Source organism: endosymbiont of Lamellibrachia barhami (assembly GCF_011947365.2).
Lineage (GTDB): Bacteria > Pseudomonadota > Gammaproteobacteria > Chromatiales > Chromatiaceae > QGON01.
In genome coordinates this window covers 804000-826788 of sequence record NZ_JAAVSH020000001.1, presented here as the reverse complement: position 1 = coordinate 826788, position 22789 = coordinate 804000, and the positions used below count along the sequence as shown (strand labels likewise).

Genomic DNA, 22789 nt, shown 5'->3' with positions numbered 1-22789 from the left:
CATTGGTCATGCGACGGGATCACCCGCATACCATTTTTCAAACGTCAATCCGGAATGGGCCAGACCCGGGGTGAAAACCCTAGAACAGCTGCTCCCGCTTGGCGAACCGAAGCGGTCGCCGCTACCTGCGCCAGTGACTGACGGACGAGCTGGCGCGCCCCGGCCCGCGGTCAGGTCAGAGCCGGAAAATGCCCGCGACGCGGGCTAATCCCGCCGCGGTTGCCGGAGAGATGGCGCCGAGTTGGCGGAGTTTGGATCGAATACCCCCTCGAGACCGGAACCGGAGGATGATGCAGCCTCCAAACTCGTACTTCAACCGGGATTGGTTTCGGATGTAGCCGATGAAGTTATGGAAACGCAGGTCGCAAACCTGTCTACTTATCTCGATTTCTGCCAGCATCCCGAATGAAGCGTCGGATCAGTTGCAATCGCGTGGAGACAGGGATAACCATGCAGGTACGCTCGCAGCGCTTTCAGAGGCAGGAAACCCTTATGCGGAAATAGTGTTGAAGATACTCTCTGCCCCGGGCCAAAGCTTTATCGATACAGTCGGGCGGGTGATGGTCAAACCCGCTAATCAGGATGTGGTTACCCTGCTACTTGATGTCCTGCGAGACTATTTCGCGCCACTGAGGCCTGCAGGAAACCCTGATCTGACCCTTGAAGCGCTGGAAGAGGAAGCGGAACAGCTGCTTGCAGGAAAGGCTGCTTGTCGCGCCTTTGAGAGTTGCCTGGATGCTGTGCCTGAGTTGGCGGGAGAGTTAAAGGCGATGCGTATTTTTTCCGGCATGGGGTATGGCGTCGTGCGTCCTGTATTCAGTCATTCTGATGCGATCGGCTCTCTGATGCGCCGTAAGTTGGAACCGGTATTGACATCATTGATGGCATATCTACGCGTGCTGAAGGGGACGGGAACCTAATGTGGCAGGCCCGATCCGCTACACTTGATCGGGCCTGCATCTTGAACAGTTACACTATTTATTGGGTTTTGATCGCTGGCGCCCTCGATAGGCGGCAACCTGCTGGATGATGGGTTGGAACGGCAATTCATCCAGTGAATTGAATTTTTCGATGGCGCTACTGACGAGTGTGAATATGTCGCCAACCGGCTCGGGCATAGGTTCTTCCGGGTAGGTCTCGGAAAATAGTCCACGCAGCCCACCGACCTGTAAGCGCATCGCCTGGCCATGAGGCAGAGTTGCATGCCGGTCATTGGATTTCAGTGCAAAGCGGGCGTGATGACGGAGCAGTTCGAGCAGTTCCATGCATTGGGCCTGTCCCTGGTCTGATTCACAATGCACCCCGACACGCTCCGCCAGGTAGAATCGCTTTGACTCACCGCAGCTGCACTTATCGTTCAGAATGCTCCGCTCGAAGGGGCAGTAACGGTCGTTGATCTCACGGTAAGTGCGATGGTATGCATCTTGGTCCATGACAGATTCAGCTATCCTTATTGATGAAACGATGGATCATACGGCGATCTTTCTTGTTCATTTTGCCACCAGCGGGCCGTGGTTCCATGGCACGCTGCAAGCGCTGCTCTTCGGTAATCTTCTGTCGCTGCTGTTCACTCTCTGCCGACTCTTCGTAGAATTCAAGTGCCTCTCTGGCGGGACGTCGTTTTGAGGCCAGTACCCGTACCTCCACATCCCATTCGAGTGAGCCTTTATGGATCTGCAGATGCGAACCGACCCTGACCTCACGGCCAGGTTTTGTGCGCTGCCCATTGAGATGTACTTTGCCGCCGTTGATTGCTTCGCAGGCGAGTTGACGAGTCTTGAAAAAGCGGGCTGCCCACAGCCATTTGTCGAGCCGGATCTTGCCTGCCATTTCATTCATGCGGATCAGCTTTCCGCCAGACCGAGCAGTTCGTCCAGGCGACCAGCCATTTCAAGGGCGGCCATATCGTCATAACCGCCGACATGGTATTCGTCGATGAAGATCTGCGGCACCGTGTTGCGCCGACTGCGTTGCATCATGACCTGCATCGCTTCGTGGTCGGTATCGATGCGGATCTCCTTGTAGTCAACCTGCTTGTTTTTCAGCATGAACTTGGCGCGTACGCAATAGGGGCAGATCGCCGTGGTATACATCACCACTTTAGGCATGGGGTAAATTCCTCTTGGTAAAAGTGTTCAGCAAGGCCCTGGACCCTGGTGGAGAGGGCGGCGGGGCAGAGATGATTTTCAGAAATTGTTATGTAACTCTTTGAGTCTTCAGTAAATCATCGAAAAAGCACTGTTTCGTTTAATATCTCAATATTAACAGCCACATTAGCAGAGTTCCACGAACACCATGACATGAGAATGGTTTTAGGTGGAAGCACAGAAGAACTTTACCGGCAGTGGATTTTAAGATTCTCCGGTTTGGCTATAACATGGAGCGCCTTGAACGTTTTCCGGGACTACACATGCGCTCCGATACCCCTGTCACCATCCATTTGAAGGACTATTTGCCACCGGCTTACCTGGTGGATCAGATCGACCTGAATTTTGACCTCCACGAGGACTACGCTCGTGTTGAGAGTCGCCTGAAGGTACGCCGTAACCCTGCCTTCAAAGGCGACGCACGTGCCTTCCTGTTGAATGGCGAGCTGCTGGAGCTGGAATCCATGCAGCTCGATGATGCGGTGCTGGGAGTCGATGCCTATCGGCTGGATGACACGTCCCTGACCATCGATAATCCACCTGAACAGTTTGAACTGAAAACCCGGGTGTTGATACGTCCCCAGGAGAATAGTGCACTGGAAGGGCTCTATCGCTCCGGTGGCATGTTCTGTACTCAATGCGAGGCCGAAGGGTTTCGCCGCATCACCTATTTCCCTGATCGGCCCGATGTCATGGCCCGCTTCAGCACCACCATCAGCGCAGACAGAAAGCGCTATCCGGTACTGCTCTCCAACGGCAACCGGGTTCAGGAAGAGGCGCTCGATCAGGGTCGCCACCGGGTTCGCTGGGAAGACCCCTTTTCCAAGCCCTGTTATCTCTTTGCCCTGGTGGCGGGGGATCTGCGTTTTATTCGAGACAGCTATACCACCCTTTCGGGACGTGATGTGGATCTGCGCATCTACGTGGAAGCGGAAAATATCGAGAAGTGCGATCATGCCATGCAATCCCTGAAACACGCCATGGCCTGGGATGAGCAGCACTATGGTCGTGAGTACGATCTGGACATCTACATGATCGTGGCGGTCAACGATTTCAACATGGGGGCGATGGAGAACAAAGGCCTCAATGTTTTCAATTCCAAGTTCGTGCTGGCCCGCCCCGATAGCGCCACCGACCGTGATTTTCAGGGTATCGAAGGGGTCATCGCTCACGAATATTTTCATAACTGGACCGGCAATCGCATCACCTGTAGAGATTGGTTTCAGCTCAGTCTGAAAGAGGGGCTGACGGTGTTTCGGGACCAGGAGTTTTCGGCGGACATGGGCTCCCGGGGCGTAAAGCGCATCGAAGACGTGCGGTTGCTGCGTGCTCACCAGTTTGCCGAGGATGCCGGTCCCATGGCCCATCCGATCCGTCCAGATGCTTATATGGAGATCAACAACTTCTACACCGTGACTGTCTATGAGAAGGGTGCCGAAGTGGTGCGCATGCAGCACAATCTGCTGGGCGATGCCGGCTACCGCAAGGCTACCGACCTCTATTTTGAGCGGCATGACGGCCAGGCGGTCACCACTGAGGATTTTGTGCGATGTATGGAGGATGCCGGCGGACGGGATCTCTCTCAATTCAAGCACTGGTACAGTCTTGCCGGTACCCCGGAACTGCAGGTGAAGGCGGATTACGACGCCTCAGCACAAGTCTACAGTCTGCAGCTCACCCAGCACTGCCCCGACACTAGTGGACAGAAGAACAAACCACCGTTTCACATCCCCCTGGCCTTGGGACTGCTCGATGAGACGGGAGAGGATATTCCGCTGCAGTTGAAGGGCGAGGCGGCGCCAGGTGGAGGGACACGCGTCGTTGAGTTGCGCCAGGCGGTGGAGACTTTTCATTTCATCAATGTGCCATCCAGACCGGTGCCTTCACTGCTGCGGGGACTCTCTGCGCCGGTGAAGATCGATTATGGTTACAGCGATGCGGAACTGATGTTCCTGATGGCCCACGACAACGATGACTTCAACCGTTGGGATGCCGCCCAGACGCTGGCTCAGCGCATCATCCTGCAACTGTTGGATGCACATCGTGCAGGCAATCGATTGGAGGTGCCGCAAGGATTTATCGACGCCTTTCATAAGGCACTGACCGACCAACAGGCCGATAAGGCGTTGCTGGCCGAGGTGTTGGCCCTGCCGTCCGAATCCCTGCTGGGTGATCAGATGGCGGAGGTGGATGTCGATGGTATCCATATAGAGCGGGAGGCGGTGAAACGACAACTTGCCGTGGCCCTGAAAACCTCGCTGCTTGAGGTCTACCATGCCAATACAGAATCGGGTGTGTACACCATCGACTCCGCCGCCATCGCCCGGCGTAGCCTGAAGAATGTCTGTCTCGGTTATCTCATGCTGCTCGATGAGCAGGTTATCCGTGATCTTTGCATGGCCCAGTTCGAGGCGTCGCACAACATGACCGATGTCATGGCGGCACTCTCGGCACTGGCCAATACAGACACTCCTGAGAGAGATGTCGCACTTGCTGCATTCGAGACTCGCTGGCGGGGCGATATGCTGGTGATGGACAAATGGTTCTCCGTGCAGGCGTTCTCCCGCTTACCCTCGACGTTGGATGTCGTAAAACGTTTGATGGCTCACCCTGCCTTTTCCATGCAGAACCCCAATAAGGTGCGCAGTCTGATCGGCGCCTTTTGCAGTGGCAATATCACTGGGTTTCATGCAGTGGATGGCTCCGGCTACCGTTTTCTGACCGACAGGGTTCTGGAACTGGACCGGCTCAACCCCCAGGTTGCGGCCCGCATGATGCGTATCATGACCCGCTGGCAGCGTTATGACGAGGTGCGTCAGACCTTGATGAAGCGCGAATTTCGACGGGTGCTCTCTACGCCGGATATCTCACGGGATCTCTTCGAGATTGCTTCCAAGAGTCTGGAGGTCAAGTGAACCGGGCGTTGCTGATTGTGGCGCACGGCAGTCGCCGGGAGGCCTCCAACGAGGAGATCCGGCGGCTGACGGAGCGGGTGAGAGCAGAGGCGGGAAATAGCTACCATTCTGTGATTTGCGCCTTTCTGGAACTTGCCGACCCCTCCATACCTGCAGGGATCGAGCAGTGCATCACCGAGGGTGCGGAAGAGGTGGTCGTGCTGCCCTATTTCCTCTCCGCAGGCCGGCATGTGAGCCTCGATATTCCACAGGCGGTGGGGGATGCCCAATGTAAACATCCCAAGGTCAGGATCCGGATTGCCCCATATCTGGGCGGAGCCGATGGGATATCCGCTATGTTGCTTGACTGCGCGGGAGAGGATAGGGGATAACAACTCAAAAAGGGGACAGATTTATTTTCAATTTCCCATAAATAAATCTGTCTCCTTGCCCCTGCCTTTTCAGGTGCTAAAATCCCTGCTGTTATCTGGCTTGGAGTAAGCTTTCGGCTGAACTTGATTTCATAGACACGGACTGTAAATAGTAATAATGAAAATTACCCCGCTGCTGTTGAGCCTGATCTTCAGCCCCCTGTTGCTCTCCTGCGGAACAGAGACCGAACCTGTTGTGCCGCCGGAAATTCTCCGTCCTGTTCGCACCCTGGAGGTCGAACCCACCGTCACCAAGGCCACCCGTGAATTTCCCGCCGTGGTGGGCGCCGCCCGTAGCGCCGATCTCAGTTTCCGCGTATCAGGCATCGTCAATGAGATGCGGCTCAAGGAGGGAGAGAAGGTCAAGAAGGGCGAGGTCATCGCCAAGCTGGATCAGACCGATGCCAGAATTGAACTGAAGTCCAGCCAGGCCAGTTACGAGACCGCCAGATCCAATTTCCAGCGCGGCAAGAAACTCGTCGGCCCCGGCCATATCTCCCAATCCGATTTTGACAAGCTCAACGCACAGTACGCCACCGCAGAGGCCCAGTTGGCAGCGACAAGACAGAGCCTGAATTACACCGTACTGCACGCTTCCTTTGATGGCCGCATCGCGAGACGCTTCGTCGAAAGGCACGAGGAAGTCACCCCGCAGACCCAGATCGTCACCCTGCAGGATATCTCCACACTCACCATCCAGATCAATGTGCCGGAAAGCATCATGTTACGCACCCGGAAGAAGACCCAGGTGCATTCCTACTTCGTAAAGTTCGACGCCATCGCCAAACAGCGCTTCCCGCTAAAGCTCAAAGAGGCGGCAACCAGCGCGGACGAGGAGAACCAGACCTATGAAGTGACCTTCACCATGCCCCGTGTGAAGGGCTACACCATTCTCCCCGGCATGAGCGCGGTGGTTATCATCGAGACCGAGAGCAGCGCAGAGGATAACGGCGCCATATTCCATGTGCCCGCTTCTTCGGTGCTGGAAGATATGCAAGGACGTTATGTGTATGTGGTGGAGGCGCTGGCTGAATCTGATACCAGAGCAGATGACGATACCCCGACAGCCGCCGAGACCGGCAAGCGTGGCGTCGGCGTGATCCAGCGCCGTGCCGTCACCACCGGCGAGATCGACAACCGTGGCCTGCTCATCACCTCGGGCCTGAAACAGGGCGACCACCTCCTCACCGCCGGCATGAGCCAGGCGCAGCCGGAGATGAAAGTTCGCTGGAATCCGGGGACTAAGCCTTGAGCATCACCGAGTTCGCGCTGAAGAACAACCGCACGACCCTGGTCCTGCTGGTGGTTCTGCTGTTGGCAGGCGTAGAGGCGTTCACCAAGATGCCCCGCGCCTACGATCCGGGCTTCGTCATCCGCACCGCCCAGGTAACAACCTATTTTCCTGGCGCCAGTCCGCAACGTGTCGAACAGCTTGTGACAGATAAGCTGGAAACAGTCATTCAGCAGATTCCGGAGCTGGATTTCGTCAGCAGTGAATCCCGTGCGGGTGTCTCTATTATCTCGGTCAATATCAGCGAGAGCTACGCGATCATGCGACCGATCTGGGACGATCTTCGACGCAAGATCGACAGCGCGGCGGGTGATCTGCCGGACGGCATCGTAGGCCCCATCGTCAACGATGAATTCGGCGACGTGTTCGACATTGTCATCGGCGTTACCGGGCCGGATTTCAGCTATGCCGAGCTGAATAACTTTGCCAAACAGACCCGCGATGAACTGCTGCGCCTGCCGGATGCCGCCAAGGTGCAGCTCTACGGCGTCCAGGACGAACGTATCTTTGTGGAATACAACAACGCACGTCTGACGGAACTGGGCATCTCACCCGCGCAACTCAGCCAGATGCTGGCCAGCCGCAACATCATCGTTGCCGGTGGCACGGTCACCCTGGGCCGGGAGCGCATCGACCTGGAACCCAGCGGCAACTACGAAACCCTGGAAGAGATTCGCCACTCCATCATCCAGGTGCCAGGCAATCGCACCCTGATCTATTTGAAGGACGTAGCCAAGGTCTGGCGCGGCTACATCGATCCGCCGGCCACCAAGGTCCACGCCGACGGCACACCCGCCCTGGCCCTGGGCATCTCCATGCGCGAGGGCGGCAACAACATCGTGCTTGGCAAACAGGTATCGGAAGTCCTGGCTGACCTGCAGGGAGCCTACCCGCTGGGCCTCGATCTGGATATCGTGCATTTCACCCCCGATGAGGTGCAGGACAAGGTCAGCAGCTTCATCTCCAATCTGATGCAGGCCATCGCCGTGGTGGCGGCGGTGATGATCATCTCACTGGGGCTGCGCAGCGGCTTAATCGTCGCGGCCCTGATCCCCGCCAGCATGATCATCACCATGCTGGTCATGTCCTTCTTCGACATCGGCTTGGATCAGATCTCGCTGGCCGCCCTGATCATCGCCCTGGGCATGCTGGTGGACAACGGCATCGTCATGTCCGAGAGCATCATGACACGCATGGCCAGCGGCATGGCGCCGGTCAAGTCAGCCATCGAATCCGCCGCCGAGCTGCGGGCGCCACTGCTCACCTCCTCCCTGACCACCTCCGCCGCCTTTCTGCCGATCTTTCTGGCCGAATCCACCACGGGTGAATTCACCGCATCCCTGTTCAAGGTCGTCACCATCACCCTGCTCTGTTCCTGGATCCTGTCTTTGACGGTTATCCCCATGCTGGCGGTCAACTTCCTCAAGCTGGATCAGCAGCAGGAGAGTTTTGACAGCGCCTTCTACCGAGGTTACCGGGGCATGCTGAAGCTGCTGCTCAGGTTCAGGTTTTCCACCCTGCTGATCATCGCCCTGGTGTTCGCCAGCGCACTCTACAGCTTCCGTTTCATTCCCAACATCTTCTTCCCTCCCTCGGATCGGACCTACTTCAAGCTCGAACTGGAACTGCCTCTGGGCACCTCCATTGAAACCACCGAATCGATGGTGAGACAGATCGAGGGTTTCATCCAGGATGAACTGAAAACCGCACAACCGGCTTCTGATGAATTGGCGGAACAAGACATGGGCGTCACCCGCACCGTGGCTTACATCGGCTTTGGCGGAATGCGCTTCGTGCTCACCCATTCGCCCCATGCGGTCAGCTCCAACTATGCCCTGATCATCGTGCATGTGACCTCCGCCGAGGCGATCACAGGACTGATGGAGAAGCTCGACCGCTACACCTTCGAGCATTTTCCTGATCTGCGGGTGACCATGCGCCGTTTCGAAAACGGCGCAGCCATCGCCAACCCGGTGGAAGTCCGCCTCTCCGGCCGCGACACGGACGAACTGTTCTCTCTGGTCGCCCAGGTCAAACAGAAAATGAGGGAGATCCCCGGGCTACAGAACATCAACGATGACTGGGGCCAGCGGATCAAGAAACTGGCCATCAACATCGACCAGCCTCGGGCCCTGCGCTCCGGTGTCTCCAGCGAGGACATCGCCATCTCCCTACAGACCGGCCTCAGCGGTATGGAACTCACCCAGTTCCGCGAGGACGACGAGGTGATTCCGGTCATGCTGCGCTCCTCCACCGCCGACCGGCGGGACATCGGCAAGCTCGAAGCCCTGTCGGTCTATTCGCAGGCCACCGGCAAGGCGGTGCCGCTCACGCAGGTCGCGGACGTGGAGGTGTTGTGGGGGGCCTCAAAGATCCTGCGTCGGGACCGCATGAAGACCGTCTCCATCGGTGCCCAACTGCAAGAGGGCAGCACCGCTGCCACAGCCATCGCTGCGCTTCGGCCCTGGCTGACGGCTCAACAAGCCGGCTGGCCACCCGGCTATCGCTACGAACTCGGCGGCGAAGCTGAATCCTCCGGCGCCGCCACCCAATCCATCGCCGAAAAACTGCCCATCGCCGGCTTCATCATCATCATGCTGCTGGTGGCCCAGTTCAACTCCCTGCGCAAATCACTCATCGTGATCCTCACCATCCCCCTGGGGCTGATTGGTGTGATCTACGGACTCATTCTCGCCGACTCTTTCTTCGGCTTCATGACCCTGCTGGGGGTGATATCCCTGGCCGGCATCGTCATCAACAACGCCATCGTCCTTCTTGAGCGCATCCAGCTTGAACTGGATGTCAACGGACTACCGCCGCAACAGGCCATCATCGAAGCCGCCCAGCGCCGCCTGCGTCCCATCCTACTCACCACAGCCACCACCGTGCTGGGCCTGATTCCTCTCTACCTGGGAGGGGGCGAAATGTGGGAGCCAATGGCGGTCGCCATCATTGCAGGAATTTTGCTCTCCACCATTTTGACGCTGGGGATCATCCCCGTGATTTATGCTGTGTTTTACAGCGTCAAGAGTCCTCAGTCTGCAGAAGTCTCCCCCCAGCCCGGATGTTCAGTGTAGACAAACTGCAGACCTGGGAGGCTGTCGGATTTAACGCTGTTTGGCTGCAAATCCCTGGATGGCGATCAACTCAGCTTATCAAACTCGTTAAATAGGCCGACTATTGATGCTCGGCGTCCTGCCTCGCACCCTGCGGGTGGCTTCGCCGTCAAATGGACTCCTGTCCATTTAATCGCCTCGTTCGATAAACTGATTTGATTCGCCCCCAGTAATTTTCGCTTCAAACGGATAAACCCGACAGCCTCCCAGGACGCAGAGAAGGCCAAAGGTTTCTGCGACCAACTGTTTGGATAGGAGTTTCGACAACAAGGTGCTTATCAGGTCGCGCGTAGAGTGAAAAAGGATTTATTTATGGTAAATAAATCTGTCCCCTTTTTGCGCATCTAACCCGGCCTACGGAAATGATTTACCTCTGAGGCTAAGCTGAATCGTTATACTATTTGAAATTGTCCACGCTCGTTACTCCAGGAGGATGGGGCTATGTTTGGATCAGTCATGCTTGAGGTCGCCATTGGCTTGGCATTCATCTATATTTTGCTGAGCCTGCTCTGCTCCTCTCTCAATGAGATGATCGCCGGTTTTTTCAATCTGCGCTCCAAGAACCTGCTGACAGCGCTCAATCAATTGTTGACGAATGAGGCAAAGCCTGCGGAGAATTCGGCGGCTGCCACCCTGATCAGCAAGGTCACGTCACATCCCTTCATCAGTGCCCTGAAACAGCCTCCGGTACGCTTTTTCGGTAAGCAGAGGGATGAGAAGGTACCGAACTATATCCCGCCTCACACCTTTGCCGTTACCCTGCTCGATACCATTGGGGCCAGGGGCGGAGATGGCAAGATGAAAACGGTTACGTCGATCCGAAGCCTGATCAACAAGGAGGAGAACGAACACCTCAAACGCTCCCTCCTGCCATTGCTCGATAATGCGGGAGATGATCTGGAGAAGATTCAATCCAACATCGAGGCGTGGTTTGATACCTCGATGGGTCGGGCATCGGGCTGGTATCGACGCCAGTCGCAGATGATTATCCTCCTTGTCGCCGCCGTAGTAGTCACCTCGATGAACATCGACACTATCCATATCGCCCATGTGCTGTGGCATGATTCCGGTGTGCGTACGGCCTTGGTGGCGCAGGCGGAGCAACTTGCAAAGAGTGATAAAGATGCCCTGACAAAGGATCAGAATTACAAAGAGGTTGTTGAGAAAATTGAAGGTCTCTCACTGCCCCTGGGTTGGGATAGCGAGTCGGTAACAAAATTCTGGCAGAACCGGGAAGACGCAAAAGGAGACGAAGAGAGCCGATTATGGGCGGTGCTGGTCAAAATAACCGGCCTGTTGATTACCATCCTTGCTATCTCCATGGGTGCGCCCTTCTGGTTTGACCTGCTCAACAAATTGGTCGATCTGCGTTCGGTCGGGAAAAGACCCTCCAGTGTGGCCGGGGCGCCAGGCAGAGAAGGCAATGCACAAAAGCCTCCCCTAGCGGAATAGGGTAGTATGTCCGTCCCAATAATCCCCAGGAGAAGCCAATGAAATATCTGCTACCGATCTTGTTGCTGCCGGCGCTCGTCTTTGCGCAGTCTCCGCAGGGACAGATGGACAGGGAACAGATGTTCAAGATGGCAAAGCAGAGGATGCTTCCTGTGATGGAGACGAGCATACCGGCGATGAAAAAGACCCTGACCTGTCTGGAGGGGACATCCAGCAAGGATGATCTGATGAAGTGTGTTGCCATTATGACCGAGGCCAGAGAGCAGGCCATGCGCTCCATAGGCGGAGGCAAGGAGAGTTCTCACGGCAAACCACCGCTCGCGCCAGATCCGAAGAATATCGAGTGGAGTCCGGAAATGAAGGTCCAGATGGTGAAGGATCTGAAACTATCGATCAAGCGGAGCGAGGCGATAAAAGGCTGTTTGGGAAAGAGTGCCAGCAGTGCCGAGATGGATAGCTGCATGCAATCGGCAGTTAAGTAAACGCCCCACCGGGTAGGGACTTCTACCCGATTTCCTCTTGTTTGCCTCAGGCAGTGAAAGATTTCACAGGTTTTCCGAGCGCCTGGAAAAACCAGGCAATGTTTCTATAATAGATTGTTTATTAAAGTAAAAAAATTCTTTTTAAGGGTTGTGTTGGTCCGGTTTGAACGGTGTCAGACTTGAATCTGTACGCTGCTTCGGGCAGGATGCGCGCGGTCAACAGATTTGGAGAAGTCATGGACTTCGAGCGTTCCCTCGGTCTTAAAGATACTCCGGCTGATCCGGAAGAAGAGAGCAAAAAGCTACAGCTCTATATCAACCTGAAACTGGCGTCTTCGGGTCAGCCCACAGTTGCTGGCGGAGATGATGCGTTTCTTTCCACCGCCCACGATCTGCTCAAGACTTACCGGGAGAAGAACCGGTTGCTCACCGACTACCTCTGTCCCGCTGACCAGCGTATCCAGTCATTTTTGGAACGTTATCTTGAGGGTCTTCCTGAAGGGGAGATTCCCAGGCTGCCCGCCATGACCTTCATCCTTGACAGGCATGGCGTGGCCCGGGAGCTCTCCCTGCCGTTGGGCGAGGACGAGTTCCACTCCGATATCGTCAACAGTTTCCGGGTGAAGCAGGGTGTGCTGCACAATCCCGCCAGCGATCGCCGGACCACCAAGGGTTCTTTTCATATTGCCGATGGCGGACTGCCGGTTCCTGGCGACAAGAAGGTGGTGCCGAAGCGTTGTTTTGCCTTCATGCTGTCAGCCGCAATGAATCCGCCGGATGAACTGCTGCAGATACCTTTTACCTCAGCGTTGGAAGAGCAGGCGAAGATGTTTGTCTCCCTGCTGCTGCGCCCCACCGTCTGTCCGGAGATCCCCGGCCAGGATAGCCAGAAGAGCATGGAGATCCGCTTCTTCGCGCCGGGTAACCTGGCCAGTAACCTCGATTTTGTCGAGAGCATCTTCGGCAACGGCGGCAACCCTATGCTGCCGGAGTTTGATTCTGCCCTGGATGTGGACCACTGGAGCGGACAGACCGGCTGCGTCATCCTCGCGCCCCATCTTACCCAGCTCACCAAAAAGTCTGTAGGATTGCCCCACTTCGACGATGCCAGTGAGCGTCAGCGGGCGGAAGGCATGTGCTGGCAGTCGGAAGACGAACGCTACAACGATGGCCAGGCCTTCAAGATCACTGCCCGTGATGAGAGCGGCGTGATCGTCACCATTCTTGCGGATAACTACTACGGCTATTGCAAGAAAGAGGTCAAGACCCAGATCAGCTTCGCCGCCAATCTTTTTGGCCTGGCGGAGGAGGAGCATGCCGGCGGAGCACTGGCCTTCCCTCGCCGTAACCACGGCATCGAATATGGTGTCGACTCTATAACCCGGGAGCTGGGTTACAGCTTTCAGGATGTGGTGGAGCGCTACGGCGATATCATGAATCTGCAACCTGAAGGGCATGGTATCGACAAGCGCTTCCCCGATGTAATCTACGTGCCGCAGGATCTGCGCATGGATCTGCAGGAGCAGAGCATCGCCTTCCTGCGGGATGGCGAGTCGCATGTTATTCGTCTGCAGCCGGGCAAGATCTATATCCAGCCCAACGGTTATAAAATAGAGATGCAAAAGCATCCGGGCGCCCCCTCCTGGCGTCTGATCGGCACCGACCCCGAGGGGACTTTTTGTCACAAACCCAGCACCGTCTCCGGTGGTGGCAAATCGGAGATATCCAAGTCTCTCGACGATGCGGTGATCTATGGTCCGCTCTTTGTGGATGATCTGCAGATTGATCTCGACCGGGTGCAGGAGATCTACGAGCGGGACTATAGTGATCGCTTGAAGTCCAGTTTTGAGAGTGTGGACCGGGATCCCAGCCGTAAGCCGCTGAGTAAGGAGCGCAGCCTGGGCTCCTTCATCAAATTGATGACCCCCTCTCCCAGCTATACGGATGAGTACAATGCCTGGCTGGAGTCGATTCCGCCGCGCATCCTGGCGCTGGCCTTTGTCATCAAACGTTTCTACCGGCCATTCTGGGGCACTAACTGGCGCAAATATATTTCAGTGGATGAGATAGACGGTGCGGCTGGCCATGAACTGAAGTTGCTGGATCGCCGCATCATCGCCTCCTATCTGCGCGTCGGTTTCGATGCGCGCGGTGAGTGGCGCATCTTCAAGGTACGACAGGATTTCATCGCCGCTGACAAGATTCAGATGGAGGACGACATCACCACTTCGGTGGTGGTCAGAGCGAAATCCCTTGATGACTGCCGCTGTGGATCTGACAATGATCGCAGCGTCAAGTTGACCGCCAACTGCGAGTATCGTCTGTTCCAGCGTCCGGATGATGCCGTCATACCCGGTTTCGACAAGCAGACCGAATTCGATATGTCCCAGGCCGGGAATTTTCTTGCCAATTTTGAGCCGCTGAGCGGGGAGAAGCTGACCGAGGTGGTGGAGGATGTGCTGAATCTCTGCAACTTCACTCAGCCCATGCGAGAGTTGCTTACGGGTGCCCACGAAGCGCAGAGCGGTTATGTGGCCTCATCTGCCCATCCGCGGCTGGTGGATGGAAAGCCGAGCAAGAACCCCCGCTATCTGCAGACCCGGCAGGATCTGGTGGCGCCGATACGGGCCTACGTGGCCGAGATTGGCGCGCGATTCCATCGTAAGCTGCCGTTGGGAAAGAAGGTTTGTCATACGGTCGATGCGGTGCTGGCCGGACGTCGCAACAACCCACCTGAACCCGGTATTCGCTCCCTGGCGGTCTATAACCCGATCCATTATCAGGAGCTGCCCGAACTTTTCATGGACTTTGTCTGCAGTCTCACCGGCAAGTCCCCCTCCACCACCGGGGCGGGGAGTGAGGGTGCGCTGACCAAGGGGCCTTTCAACGCCCTGCGCGCCACTGCGGATCTCAACAATGCGCTGGTCTCGTTCATTCTTACGGGTTATCCGGGTTTTTCCAGTTCTGCCGGGTATGTCGGTCCGAACGTGCGGGTTAACCACGATATCAGCCTGCTGATCCCTGAGGTCTGGGCGCGGCTCGATGAACATGAACGTGAACCGGCCTATCTCATCGAGAACGGCTACCTCGAACCGCTGGAAGACTTTGAGCATAACGGCCATCAGGTTTTGGCGAGCCGGTTGGGTTATCGTATTACCGATCGTTTTGTGCACGGCTTCCTCGGCAAGATTTTCGATAATGCCAACACGGTGCTGACCGAAAGTATCCTGAAACCGGAACTGCAGGATCTGGATGTCTTTGCGGACGGCATCAACAATATCCTAGAGGCACAACAGAGAGTTGCTCAGCAGTATCTGGATGACGGCAGTGTTGAGGATGCCTGTCCGCCGTTGAAGGCTGTGCTGCATATCATGGCGAAGGGTGAGTACGAAGGTAAGGCAGTGCATGACCCGGAGATTCGCGCCATGTTCACCAGCGACTACCTGTTGGCATCGGATTGGTACCAGGAGCGTCTGCAAGTGAAACAGGTTCGGGAAATATCGCTCTGGGAACGTCATGTTGATTATCTGCAGGATTTCCTCAGTCGGCCCGGTTATGCGGATGTGGCTGAAAAGATGGGTATAGCGTCGCGACTCGAGATGGCCGAAGCGCGGCTCGCGGCAGTACGAAGTGATGACTATCTGCGCAGTCTGGTCGGCACGATTGGTGCGGACCCCCTGCGGCCAGCGGGCAGCCCCGCTTAGTTGGCCCAGCGATTTGCCAGATCCGCTACGCTTGATCAGGCCTGCAAGTCCAGTAGTAGGCCGGTTCAAGCACAGCGGAACCGGCAACCTCACTGTCTGACCCGGAGATAACGATTTACACTACTATCCACAATATTCGTCTCCACTATGATGTTGTGGGCAGTGGGAGTCGTGTGCTTATCCTGCACGGCTGGGGCAGCGATCTCGGAAGTTTCGCGGCTGTCAGGCAGCATCTGGCGAAAAAATATTGTGTCTACGCCTTGGATCTTCCCGGTTTCGGTGAAAGCCAGGAGCCGGGATCCCCATGGGGAACGACGGAATATGCGGCCTTGGTGGAGCGTTTTATCGCTGAGATGGAGATCGAAAATCCTGCGATCATCGGTCACTCCTTCGGTGGTCGGCTGGCGATCCGGCTGGCGACGGAGATGTCGGTCAGAAGATTGATTCTGGTGGACAGTGCCGGGGTCAAACCCCGCCGCAGCCTGAATTACTATCTCAAGGTCTATTCATACAAGCTGATGAAAAATGTCCCGGGCCGGCTCTATCCACCACTACTGGAAAAGATGCGCGGACGTGCCGGTTCCGAAGATTACCGCAATGCCTCCCCCATTATGCGACAGACCCTGGTAAAGGTGGTGAATGAAGATCTGACGCCCCTGCTGTCCGGGATCAAAGCGCCCACCCTGCTGGTCTGGGGAGAGGACGATCTGGATACGCCTCTCTATCAGGCAAAGGTGATGGAGGCGCATATACCCGATTGTGGTTTGGCGCTCATCAAGGGGGCAGGACACTTCTCCTATCTGGAAAAGCCTGGCGAGTTCCAGATCATCGTCGACTATTTTCTGAAAATGGAAACCTGATCTATGGGGGCTGCCCTGTTCCAGACGCTTGCTGTGCTGCTTGCCCTGACGCTCTACGCTGTTATCGTCGGACGCGCAGTTATGCACTACCTGCACATGCTGCAGCTCAACTCCTATCGCAATGAGCGTTATCTGCGTTGGCTGCACGAGGATCTGCTTAAACGTCTTGGCCTGGTCTCACTGCTACCGCTTGTGGCGCTGCTGTTTTACTGGAACAGCGGGCTATTTTTCGGCATCTGGATCGGGGGATTCCTGCTGCTCAGTCTGAAACGCCCCAAAGCGCCGGTGAAAAAGCCGCTGGTGGTGACCGGAAGGGTCAAGCGCCTGATGGCGGCAATCTTTCTGATCTGGGTGGGGGTGTCGCTGCCGACGTTTTTTCTCGGTGCGACGGGATTGTCACCAGTCCCCTATTTTTCTCTGTTTCTCATGTCGGGCCTGCTCCTGCTGTTGCTGCCCTGGCTGCTGCTCGTCGCCAACCTGTTGGCGGTGCCGGTGGAGTCGGCCATCGCCAGATGGTACATCGGCGATGCGGGGAAGATCATCAACGGCATGCCGGGGCTTCAGGTGGTCGGTATCACCGGGAGTTATGGCAAGACCAGTACCAAATTCATCCTGAATGAACTGTTGCTGGCCAAATACAATGCATTGATGACGCCGGGCAGTTTCAATACCCTGCTTGGGGTGACTCGCATCATCAGGGAGAAGCTCAAGCCGATACACGATCTCTTTCTGGTGGAGATGGGCGCCAAACAGCCGGGTGATATCCGGGAGATCTGCGAGTTGGTGCACCCCAGGTATGGTTTGATCACCACCATCGGTAAACAGCATCTGGAGATGTTCAAAAGTCTTGCCAATATTGTGAAGACCAAATCGGAGTTGGTCGAATCCCTGCCGTCCGATGGCATCGCGTTTATCAATGCGGATGATGAGAGTTTTGCTGAAGTGCGAGGCAGGACTCAGGCGAGGGTTGTCAGTTTCGGCGTCGATTCACCGGGAGCGGATTATGCGGCGCGCGAGATCAAATATCTGGCCAATGGCCTGACTGCGCTCACTCTCTCTTTACCGAAGGGGGAGACGCTGCAGCTGGAGACCCGTCTTCTGGGAAAAAACAATATCTACAACATCGTCTCTGCAGTTGCAGTGGCAATGGAGCTGGGTGTGCCGGAAAACCGGATCAGAGCGACGGTGCGCTCGCTGCAGCCGGCGCCACACCGATTGAACGTGAAACAGAGCGCTGCGGGCATCACCATCGTGGACGATGCATTCAGCTCCAATCCAATGGGGGCGCGAGCCGCCCTGGATGTGCTGCGGGAGATTGAGGGCAAGAGAAAGGTGTTGATCACTCCGGGCATGGTCGAGCTTGGCGAAACGGAGGCGGAGGAGAATCGTCTTCTTGGCGCCTACGCGGCAAGCCGCTGTGACTATGTCATTCTGGTGGGTATCGAGCGGGCCAAACCGATCTATGAGGGGCTGGTTTCGGCAGGTTATCCGCAAAACCAGATATATGTTGCGGCCCATCTGAATGAGGCCAATGACCATTTTGCGAAGATCTCGCGAGAGGGTGATGTCGTGCTCTATGAAAATGATCTGCCGGATACTTATAATTAGTCTCCGATTGAAAAAACATAATTAACCACGAAGAACACGAAGGACACGAAGAAAATGTATGGTCAGGGAGGATTTGATTAATTGCATTATTGTTATCTCGACCGTAGGGAGAGATCTCAAACCTTCGTACTCTTTGTGTTCTTCGTGGTGAAAGCGGTATTTCGAATTTGCGTGAGTTGAAGGTGTAGTCGATGAAACCCAATGTTGGCGTCTTTTTTGGTGGCCGCTCGGTAGAGCATGAGGTCTCCATCATTTCCGGTCTGCAGGTCGTTCATGCAATCGATGCCGATCTATACTGCGTGACGCCGGTTTACATCAGTAAAACGGGTGAGTGGTACATCGGTGCAAAGTTGTCTGAGATCGACAACTTCAAGCAACTGGAAACCCTGCTCTCCGAAAGCACTGAAGTTACGCCTCACGGAAATGGCGGACAGCTTGAACTCTATCGTGTTCCTCCGGCCCGTCTTAAAAACAACCTCGTCGAGAAACTTGATATCGTCTTTCCTGTTATTCACGGCACCAATGGCGAGGACGGTACCCTGCAGGGGCTGCTTGAGATGGCAGGTGTTCCCTATGCAGGCTGCGACGTCACTGCGTCGGTCATCGGCATGGACAAGATCCTGACCAAGACACTGTTGCGGGGTAACGGCATCCCGGTGGTGGAGTCGGAGAGTTGTCGGATGGAAGCCTGGTATCAGGACAGGCGGGCGATTATCGACCGGATCCAGTCCAAATTGGGTTACCCGGTAGTGGTCAAACCGGCGAATCTGGGGTCGAGCATTGGCATTAGTGTCGCTGCCTCGGAAACGGAGTTGGAGGAGGCGATCGAAAACGCCGGCCAGTACGACCCCTCGATCCTGATCGAACGCATGGTGACCCGACTCAAGGAGATCAACGCCTCGGTGCTGGGTAATCGGGATGGGGTGGAGGTTGCGGCGCTGGAGGAGCCCCTGCGTTCCAGCGGTATCCTGAATTTTGCCGACAAATATCAGGGTGGCAAGACCAAGGGCATCAGCTCCACCGATCGCGTACTGCCGGCGGAGATACCCGAGGAACTGGCGGACAGGATCCGCCAGTTGGCAAAGGAGACGTTCAGCCTGATTGGCGCGAGTGGAGTGGTTCGTATCGACTTTCTTGTTGATGAGGAGCGCGGCGATGTCTTTGTCAACGAGATCAATACCATCCCCGGATCACTGGCGTTTTATCTCTGGGAGGCGAGCGGCGTTTCGTTTGCTGCCTTGACCACTCGCGTCATCAAGCTGGCGCTGGAGAGGTTTCGGGAAAAGGGCAGGCGGACCTATGTCTTCGACTCCAACCTGCTCTCACTGCAGGGGAGTGGCGGCAAGTTGGGCAGCAAGCGCTGATTTCACTTGCGGGGCGCCCTGCTGAATGCTACTCCGGCAGCCGTGTGGTGACGGCGGCTTCCAGACGCTCCAGCTGATGCTTGTCCAATAACGGCCGGTTCTCCCGGTCGGTGATGAAAAAGATATCCTCCACCTCTGCGCCGATGGTCGCGATTTTTGCGTGCTGCAGACGAATGTCGCAGGCGGCGAAGGCCTGTCCCACTTCCGATAACAGTCCCGGCCGGTCAAGGGTGATCAGACGCATCACTGTGCGGTTGTAAGCCGGATCCTGGGAGAAGAAGATGCGGGTCGGGGTGTCGAAGCTCTTGTGCTGGCGGGGCATGCGGCGATGCACTTTGAGTGGCCGGTCGTCTTTCTGCGTCAATCCGGCTTTCAGGGTGGTGATGATCTCTTCGGCGCGATGGCCAAGCTGGACAGGACTGCCATCCTCCTCCATGACCAGGAATGAGTCGAGAGAAAAGCCTTGAGTCGTGCTCATGATGCGGGAGTTGACGATGGACAGGCCCAACTGATCCAGCAGGGTGGTCATGACGGCAAACAGATTGTCGCGATCCGGTCCGTAGTAGAGTACGTCGCTGCCGCCGTGTTCGGCGGTTTCATGGATCGCGACCAGCGGCAGGTCTTCCGGTGACGTGGTGATGATGGCCTGAATCTGCCGGCAGATCGCATTGGGAGAGTGTGAGAGAAAATACTCCGGGCTGAAGGATTGCCAGAGTCTGAGAATCTCTCTCTCATCGTGTCCGGCCTTGGCCAGCAGTTCCAGCGTTTCGTATTTTGTCTCCCGGATCAACTCCTCCTGCGCCAGCGGGTTGTCCAGCCCGCGCTGCAGGGCGCGATGGGTGGATTTGTAGAGATCCCGCAGCAGTGAATCTTTCCATGAGTTCCAGCGTTTCGGATTGGTGGCCTGACTGTCAGCGACTGTCAGCAGATAGAGATAGTCGAGGTGCATTGTGTCCCCGGCGTTTTCAGCAAACGCCTGGATGACGTCCGGGTCGTTGATGTCCTTGCGCTGGGCGGTCATGGACATGACCAAGTGGTTGCGCACCAGCCAGCCAACCAAACGGCTGTCATATTCGCTGAGATGGTGTTGGCGGCAGAAGTCCACCGCGTCCTTCTCACCGAGTATGGAGTGATTGCCGCCACGTCCTTTGGCGATGTCGTGGAAGAGGGCGGCCAGATAGATCAGCTCTTTCTTCGGCAGGGTGCGGAACAGCTGGGTGCAGAAGGGGGTCTCTTCTGCGAGTTCCGGCACTGACAGACGGCGCAGGTTACGCAGCACCATCAATGTATGCTCATCCACGGTATAGACGTGAAACAGGTCGTACTGCATACGTCCGACAATATTTTCAAAGGCTGGAATGTAGGCAGCGAGGATGCCATGACGATTCATGCGGCGCAGTTCCCGGGTTATGCCCCAGGGTTGGCGCAGGATCTCCATAAACAGGCTCTGTGCCCGGATGTCTGCGCGGAAGGCGCTGTTGATCAGCTGAATATTGTCCCGCAGCAGGCGGATGGTGCTGGCTCTGACACCTTTTAGTTCTGGATTCTCCTGCAGGATAAGAAAGAGTTCCAGCAGGGCGGTGGGGGTGCGGGAGAAGACATCCGGATGGGTGACCTCGAGAAAACTGTTGCGGCTTTGGAAACGGTTGCCGTGAGAAACGGGGGCATCCAGCTTGTTCTCCAGTAGGATCGCTTCCTGGAAGTGCTGCAGAAGGATTTCGTTGAGGCGGTTCAGCTCCAGCGTTGTCCGGTAGAAGAGTTGCATAAACTGCTCCACCGCCAGATTGCTGGTATTGTCATCATAGCCAAACTGGTTAGCCAGGGTGCGCTGATAGTCGAAAAGTAAAATGTCGCCGCGTCTGCCTGTAAGGGTATGCAGGGCGAAACGGATGCGCCAGAGATAATCCTGACCTTCGATCAGTGTCTGGTATTCGTCCTCGTTGAGGAAGCCGTGACTCACCAGATCACGCAAGGTGTCGGCCTGGAAGTGGCGTTTCACCACCCAGCCGATCATCTGGATATCCCTCAATCCGCCTGGACTCTCCTTCAGATTGGGTTCCAGGTTGCTTTCGCTGTCCTCGAATTTTTGATGCCGCGCCTGCTGTTCCGCAAATTTCGCTTCAAAAAAGCGTTTGCTGTCCCAAATCTTAGCGGGGCTGGTGGCTTTCCGCATCGCCCTGAAGAGGGTCTCAGGCTCGACCAGCAGCCGGGATTCCATCAGGTTGGTGGCAACCGTGATGTCATTTGATGCTTCCCGGATGCAATCCTCAATGGTGCGTACGCTGTGTCCAACTTCCAGTCCGATGTCCCAGAGCAGACTGGCCCAGTAAGGGTTCCTACGGCTTGTTCAGTGATCTTCGTGGTCGAGCAGAATCTGCAGGTCGATGTCTGAAGCAGGATGGAGCTCTCCCCGGCCATACCCACCCACTGCGACCAGTGCGGCGTCAGTGGAATCCTGGAAGTGGAGATTGCAGGCGCGCTCCAGGACGGCATCGACCAGATGGGCGCGGGCGCCCACCAGCTGGGTTATCGGCTGTTCCTGATTAAATCTTTCCCTGATCGTTTCAGTGCCCAGCTTCAGGAAGTCGCGAAAAACCGGGATAGGTGTGGATGAGGTGCCTGCCAGCGCCTGGTCAAGCACGGAGAGTCCGAACGTGGGTCTATTGCCGAGATCACTTTCAGGTGGGTCGGCTATGCTTCAGCCGCAGGGTCAGTACCTCACAGCCCGTTTCAGTCACCAGCAGGGTGTGCTCGTACTGCGCGGAGAGGCTGCGGTCTTTGGTGACCACGGTCCAGCCATCGGGACGGAGTTTGACGAACCACTGGATGAGCTCGAGTCCGTACTCATCTCTGAACCCGATGAGCTATCGATCACAAACGATCCGACTGAAATAACGGCAACGGGACAACAAATGTCCACCCCCTACCCAGAGGTGCAGTTTATCGAACCTCGCAAGCCCTTCGCAGGCATGCTCTGGGGGGTAGGCGCAGTCGGGCTTATTCTGATCCTGGGGCTGCAATTGATCTGGCAGTTCCGCAGCGAGGCCATTCACTACGAAAGTGGCAGACAACTTCTCTCGGTGATGTGTCAGGCACTCAACTGCACACCACCGCAACGCCGTGATCTCTCCCGCATAGAGACAGACCATCTGGACCTGCGCCTCCACTCCGTGCATCCTCAGGCACTATCATTCCAGCTCAACATGATAAACAATGCCTCTTTCAAACAACCCTTCCCCCAACTTCAACTCAGTCTTTTCAATGACGCCGGAAAGATGCTTGCAACCCGTCTCTTCGACCCATCGGAATACCTGCCTGCCGGGATCTCCGCCAATTCGCCCATGCCACGCTTTCGTCTCATCGAGGTCATAATGGAGTTGGTTGATCCAGGCGACGAAGTCACCGGTTTTAAGTTCGATTTTCTGTAACAATGCTCAGCC

At 56.2% G+C, this 22789-nt stretch carries 17 protein-coding genes; 12 read left to right on the top strand and 5 right to left on the bottom strand.

The window, feature by feature from the left end:
- The first annotated feature begins 341 nt into the window (after positions 1-341).
- Positions 342-920, top strand: a complete 579-nt coding sequence (locus tag G9Q73_RS03655) for a hypothetical protein (RefSeq protein ID WP_177418601.1) — start codon at positions 342-344, stop codon at positions 918-920.
- 54 nt (positions 921-974) lie between these two features.
- Here G9Q73_RS03655 and G9Q73_RS03650 read toward each other — a convergent pair whose 3' ends face one another.
- From G9Q73_RS03650 to grxC, 3 genes are read right to left on the bottom strand one after another with little or no spacing between them, the layout of a single operon-like run.
- A complete protein-coding gene (locus G9Q73_RS03650) occupies positions 975-1433 on the bottom strand; it encodes a hypothetical protein (protein WP_177418600.1) in 459 nt (152 codons plus the stop codon).
- Positions 1434-1440: 7 nt separating this feature from the next.
- Positions 1441-1839, bottom strand: a complete 399-nt coding sequence (locus tag G9Q73_RS03645) for an RNA-binding S4 domain-containing protein (protein WP_177418599.1) — start codon at positions 1837-1839, stop codon at positions 1441-1443.
- 5 nt (positions 1840-1844) lie between these two features.
- Positions 1845-2108: a glutaredoxin 3 gene (grxC, locus tag G9Q73_RS03640; RefSeq protein WP_177418598.1), complete on the bottom strand. Its 264-nt coding sequence runs from the start codon at positions 2106-2108 to the stop codon at positions 1845-1847.
- Between the two features lie 302 nt (positions 2109-2410).
- Between grxC and pepN the strand changes: the two genes are divergently transcribed.
- The 10 genes from pepN to G9Q73_RS03590 all read left to right on the top strand — a co-directional run bounded on the left by pepN (position 2411) and on the right by G9Q73_RS03590 (position 19349).
- Positions 2411-5062, top strand: coding sequence for an aminopeptidase N (pepN, locus tag G9Q73_RS03635; protein ID WP_177421231.1), 2652 nt, complete (start codon positions 2411-2413; stop codon positions 5060-5062).
- Entirely contained in the window at positions 5059-5433 is a 375-nt protein-coding gene (locus G9Q73_RS03630) for a sirohydrochlorin chelatase (RefSeq protein ID WP_177418597.1), read from the top strand. The genes pepN and G9Q73_RS03630 overlap by 4 nt, the downstream gene beginning before the upstream one ends.
- A gap of 157 nt (positions 5434-5590) precedes the next feature.
- Entirely contained in the window at positions 5591-6724 is a 1134-nt protein-coding gene (locus G9Q73_RS03625; RefSeq protein WP_177418596.1) for an efflux RND transporter periplasmic adaptor subunit, read from the top strand.
- Complete coding sequence (locus G9Q73_RS03620) at positions 6721-9840, top strand: efflux RND transporter permease subunit (protein ID WP_177418595.1); 3120 nt, start codon at positions 6721-6723, stop codon at positions 9838-9840. Before G9Q73_RS03625 ends, G9Q73_RS03620 begins: the two co-directional genes overlap by 4 nt.
- Before the next feature lie 480 nt (positions 9841-10320).
- Positions 10321-11331 (top strand): hypothetical protein, encoded by a 1011-nt coding sequence (locus G9Q73_RS03615; protein WP_177418594.1) that lies wholly within the window; start codon positions 10321-10323, stop codon positions 11329-11331.
- 38 nt (positions 11332-11369) lie between these two features.
- Positions 11370-11813 (top strand): hypothetical protein, encoded by a 444-nt coding sequence (locus G9Q73_RS03610; RefSeq protein WP_177418593.1) that lies wholly within the window; start codon positions 11370-11372, stop codon positions 11811-11813.
- A 236-nt stretch (positions 11814-12049) separates the two neighbouring features.
- Positions 12050-15517 carry a PPi-type phosphoenolpyruvate carboxykinase family protein gene (locus G9Q73_RS03605; RefSeq protein ID WP_177418592.1) on the top strand — a complete coding sequence of 1156 codons (3468 nt, stop codon included), beginning with the start codon at positions 12050-12052 and terminating at the stop codon, positions 15515-15517.
- Between the two features lie 173 nt (positions 15518-15690).
- Entirely contained in the window at positions 15691-16377 is a 687-nt protein-coding gene (locus G9Q73_RS03600; RefSeq protein ID WP_369408828.1) for an alpha/beta fold hydrolase, read from the top strand.
- A gap of 3 nt (positions 16378-16380) precedes the next feature.
- Positions 16381-17985 carry a UDP-N-acetylmuramoyl-tripeptide--D-alanyl-D-alanine ligase gene (locus G9Q73_RS03595; protein WP_177418591.1) on the top strand — a complete coding sequence of 535 codons (1605 nt, stop codon included), beginning with the start codon at positions 16381-16383 and terminating at the stop codon, positions 17983-17985.
- A 191-nt stretch (positions 17986-18176) separates the two neighbouring features.
- Positions 18177-19349, top strand: a complete 1173-nt coding sequence (locus G9Q73_RS03590; RefSeq protein WP_177418590.1) for a D-alanine--D-alanine ligase family protein — start codon at positions 18177-18179, stop codon at positions 19347-19349.
- Between the two features lie 28 nt (positions 19350-19377).
- Here the strand turns inward: G9Q73_RS03590 and glnD are convergent, their stop codons facing one another.
- Together glnD and G9Q73_RS19395 are read right to left on the bottom strand one after the other, a co-directional pair.
- The gene (gene glnD, locus G9Q73_RS03585) at positions 19378-21654 is read right to left on the bottom strand and encodes a [protein-PII] uridylyltransferase (RefSeq protein WP_369408936.1); all 2277 of its coding nucleotides are present in this window, start codon (positions 21652-21654) and stop codon (positions 19378-19380) included.
- A gap of 42 nt (positions 21655-21696) precedes the next feature.
- A complete protein-coding gene (locus tag G9Q73_RS19395) occupies positions 21697-21990 on the bottom strand; it encodes a nucleotidyltransferase domain-containing protein (RefSeq protein WP_369408827.1) in 294 nt (97 codons plus the stop codon).
- Positions 21991-22261: 271 nt separating this feature from the next.
- Here G9Q73_RS19395 and G9Q73_RS19385 point away from each other — a divergent pair, with 271 nt between their 5' ends.
- Positions 22262-22777: a DUF3426 domain-containing protein gene (locus tag G9Q73_RS19385; RefSeq protein WP_369408935.1), complete on the top strand. Its 516-nt coding sequence runs from the start codon at positions 22262-22264 to the stop codon at positions 22775-22777.
- Positions 22778-22789: the final 12 nt, after the last annotated feature.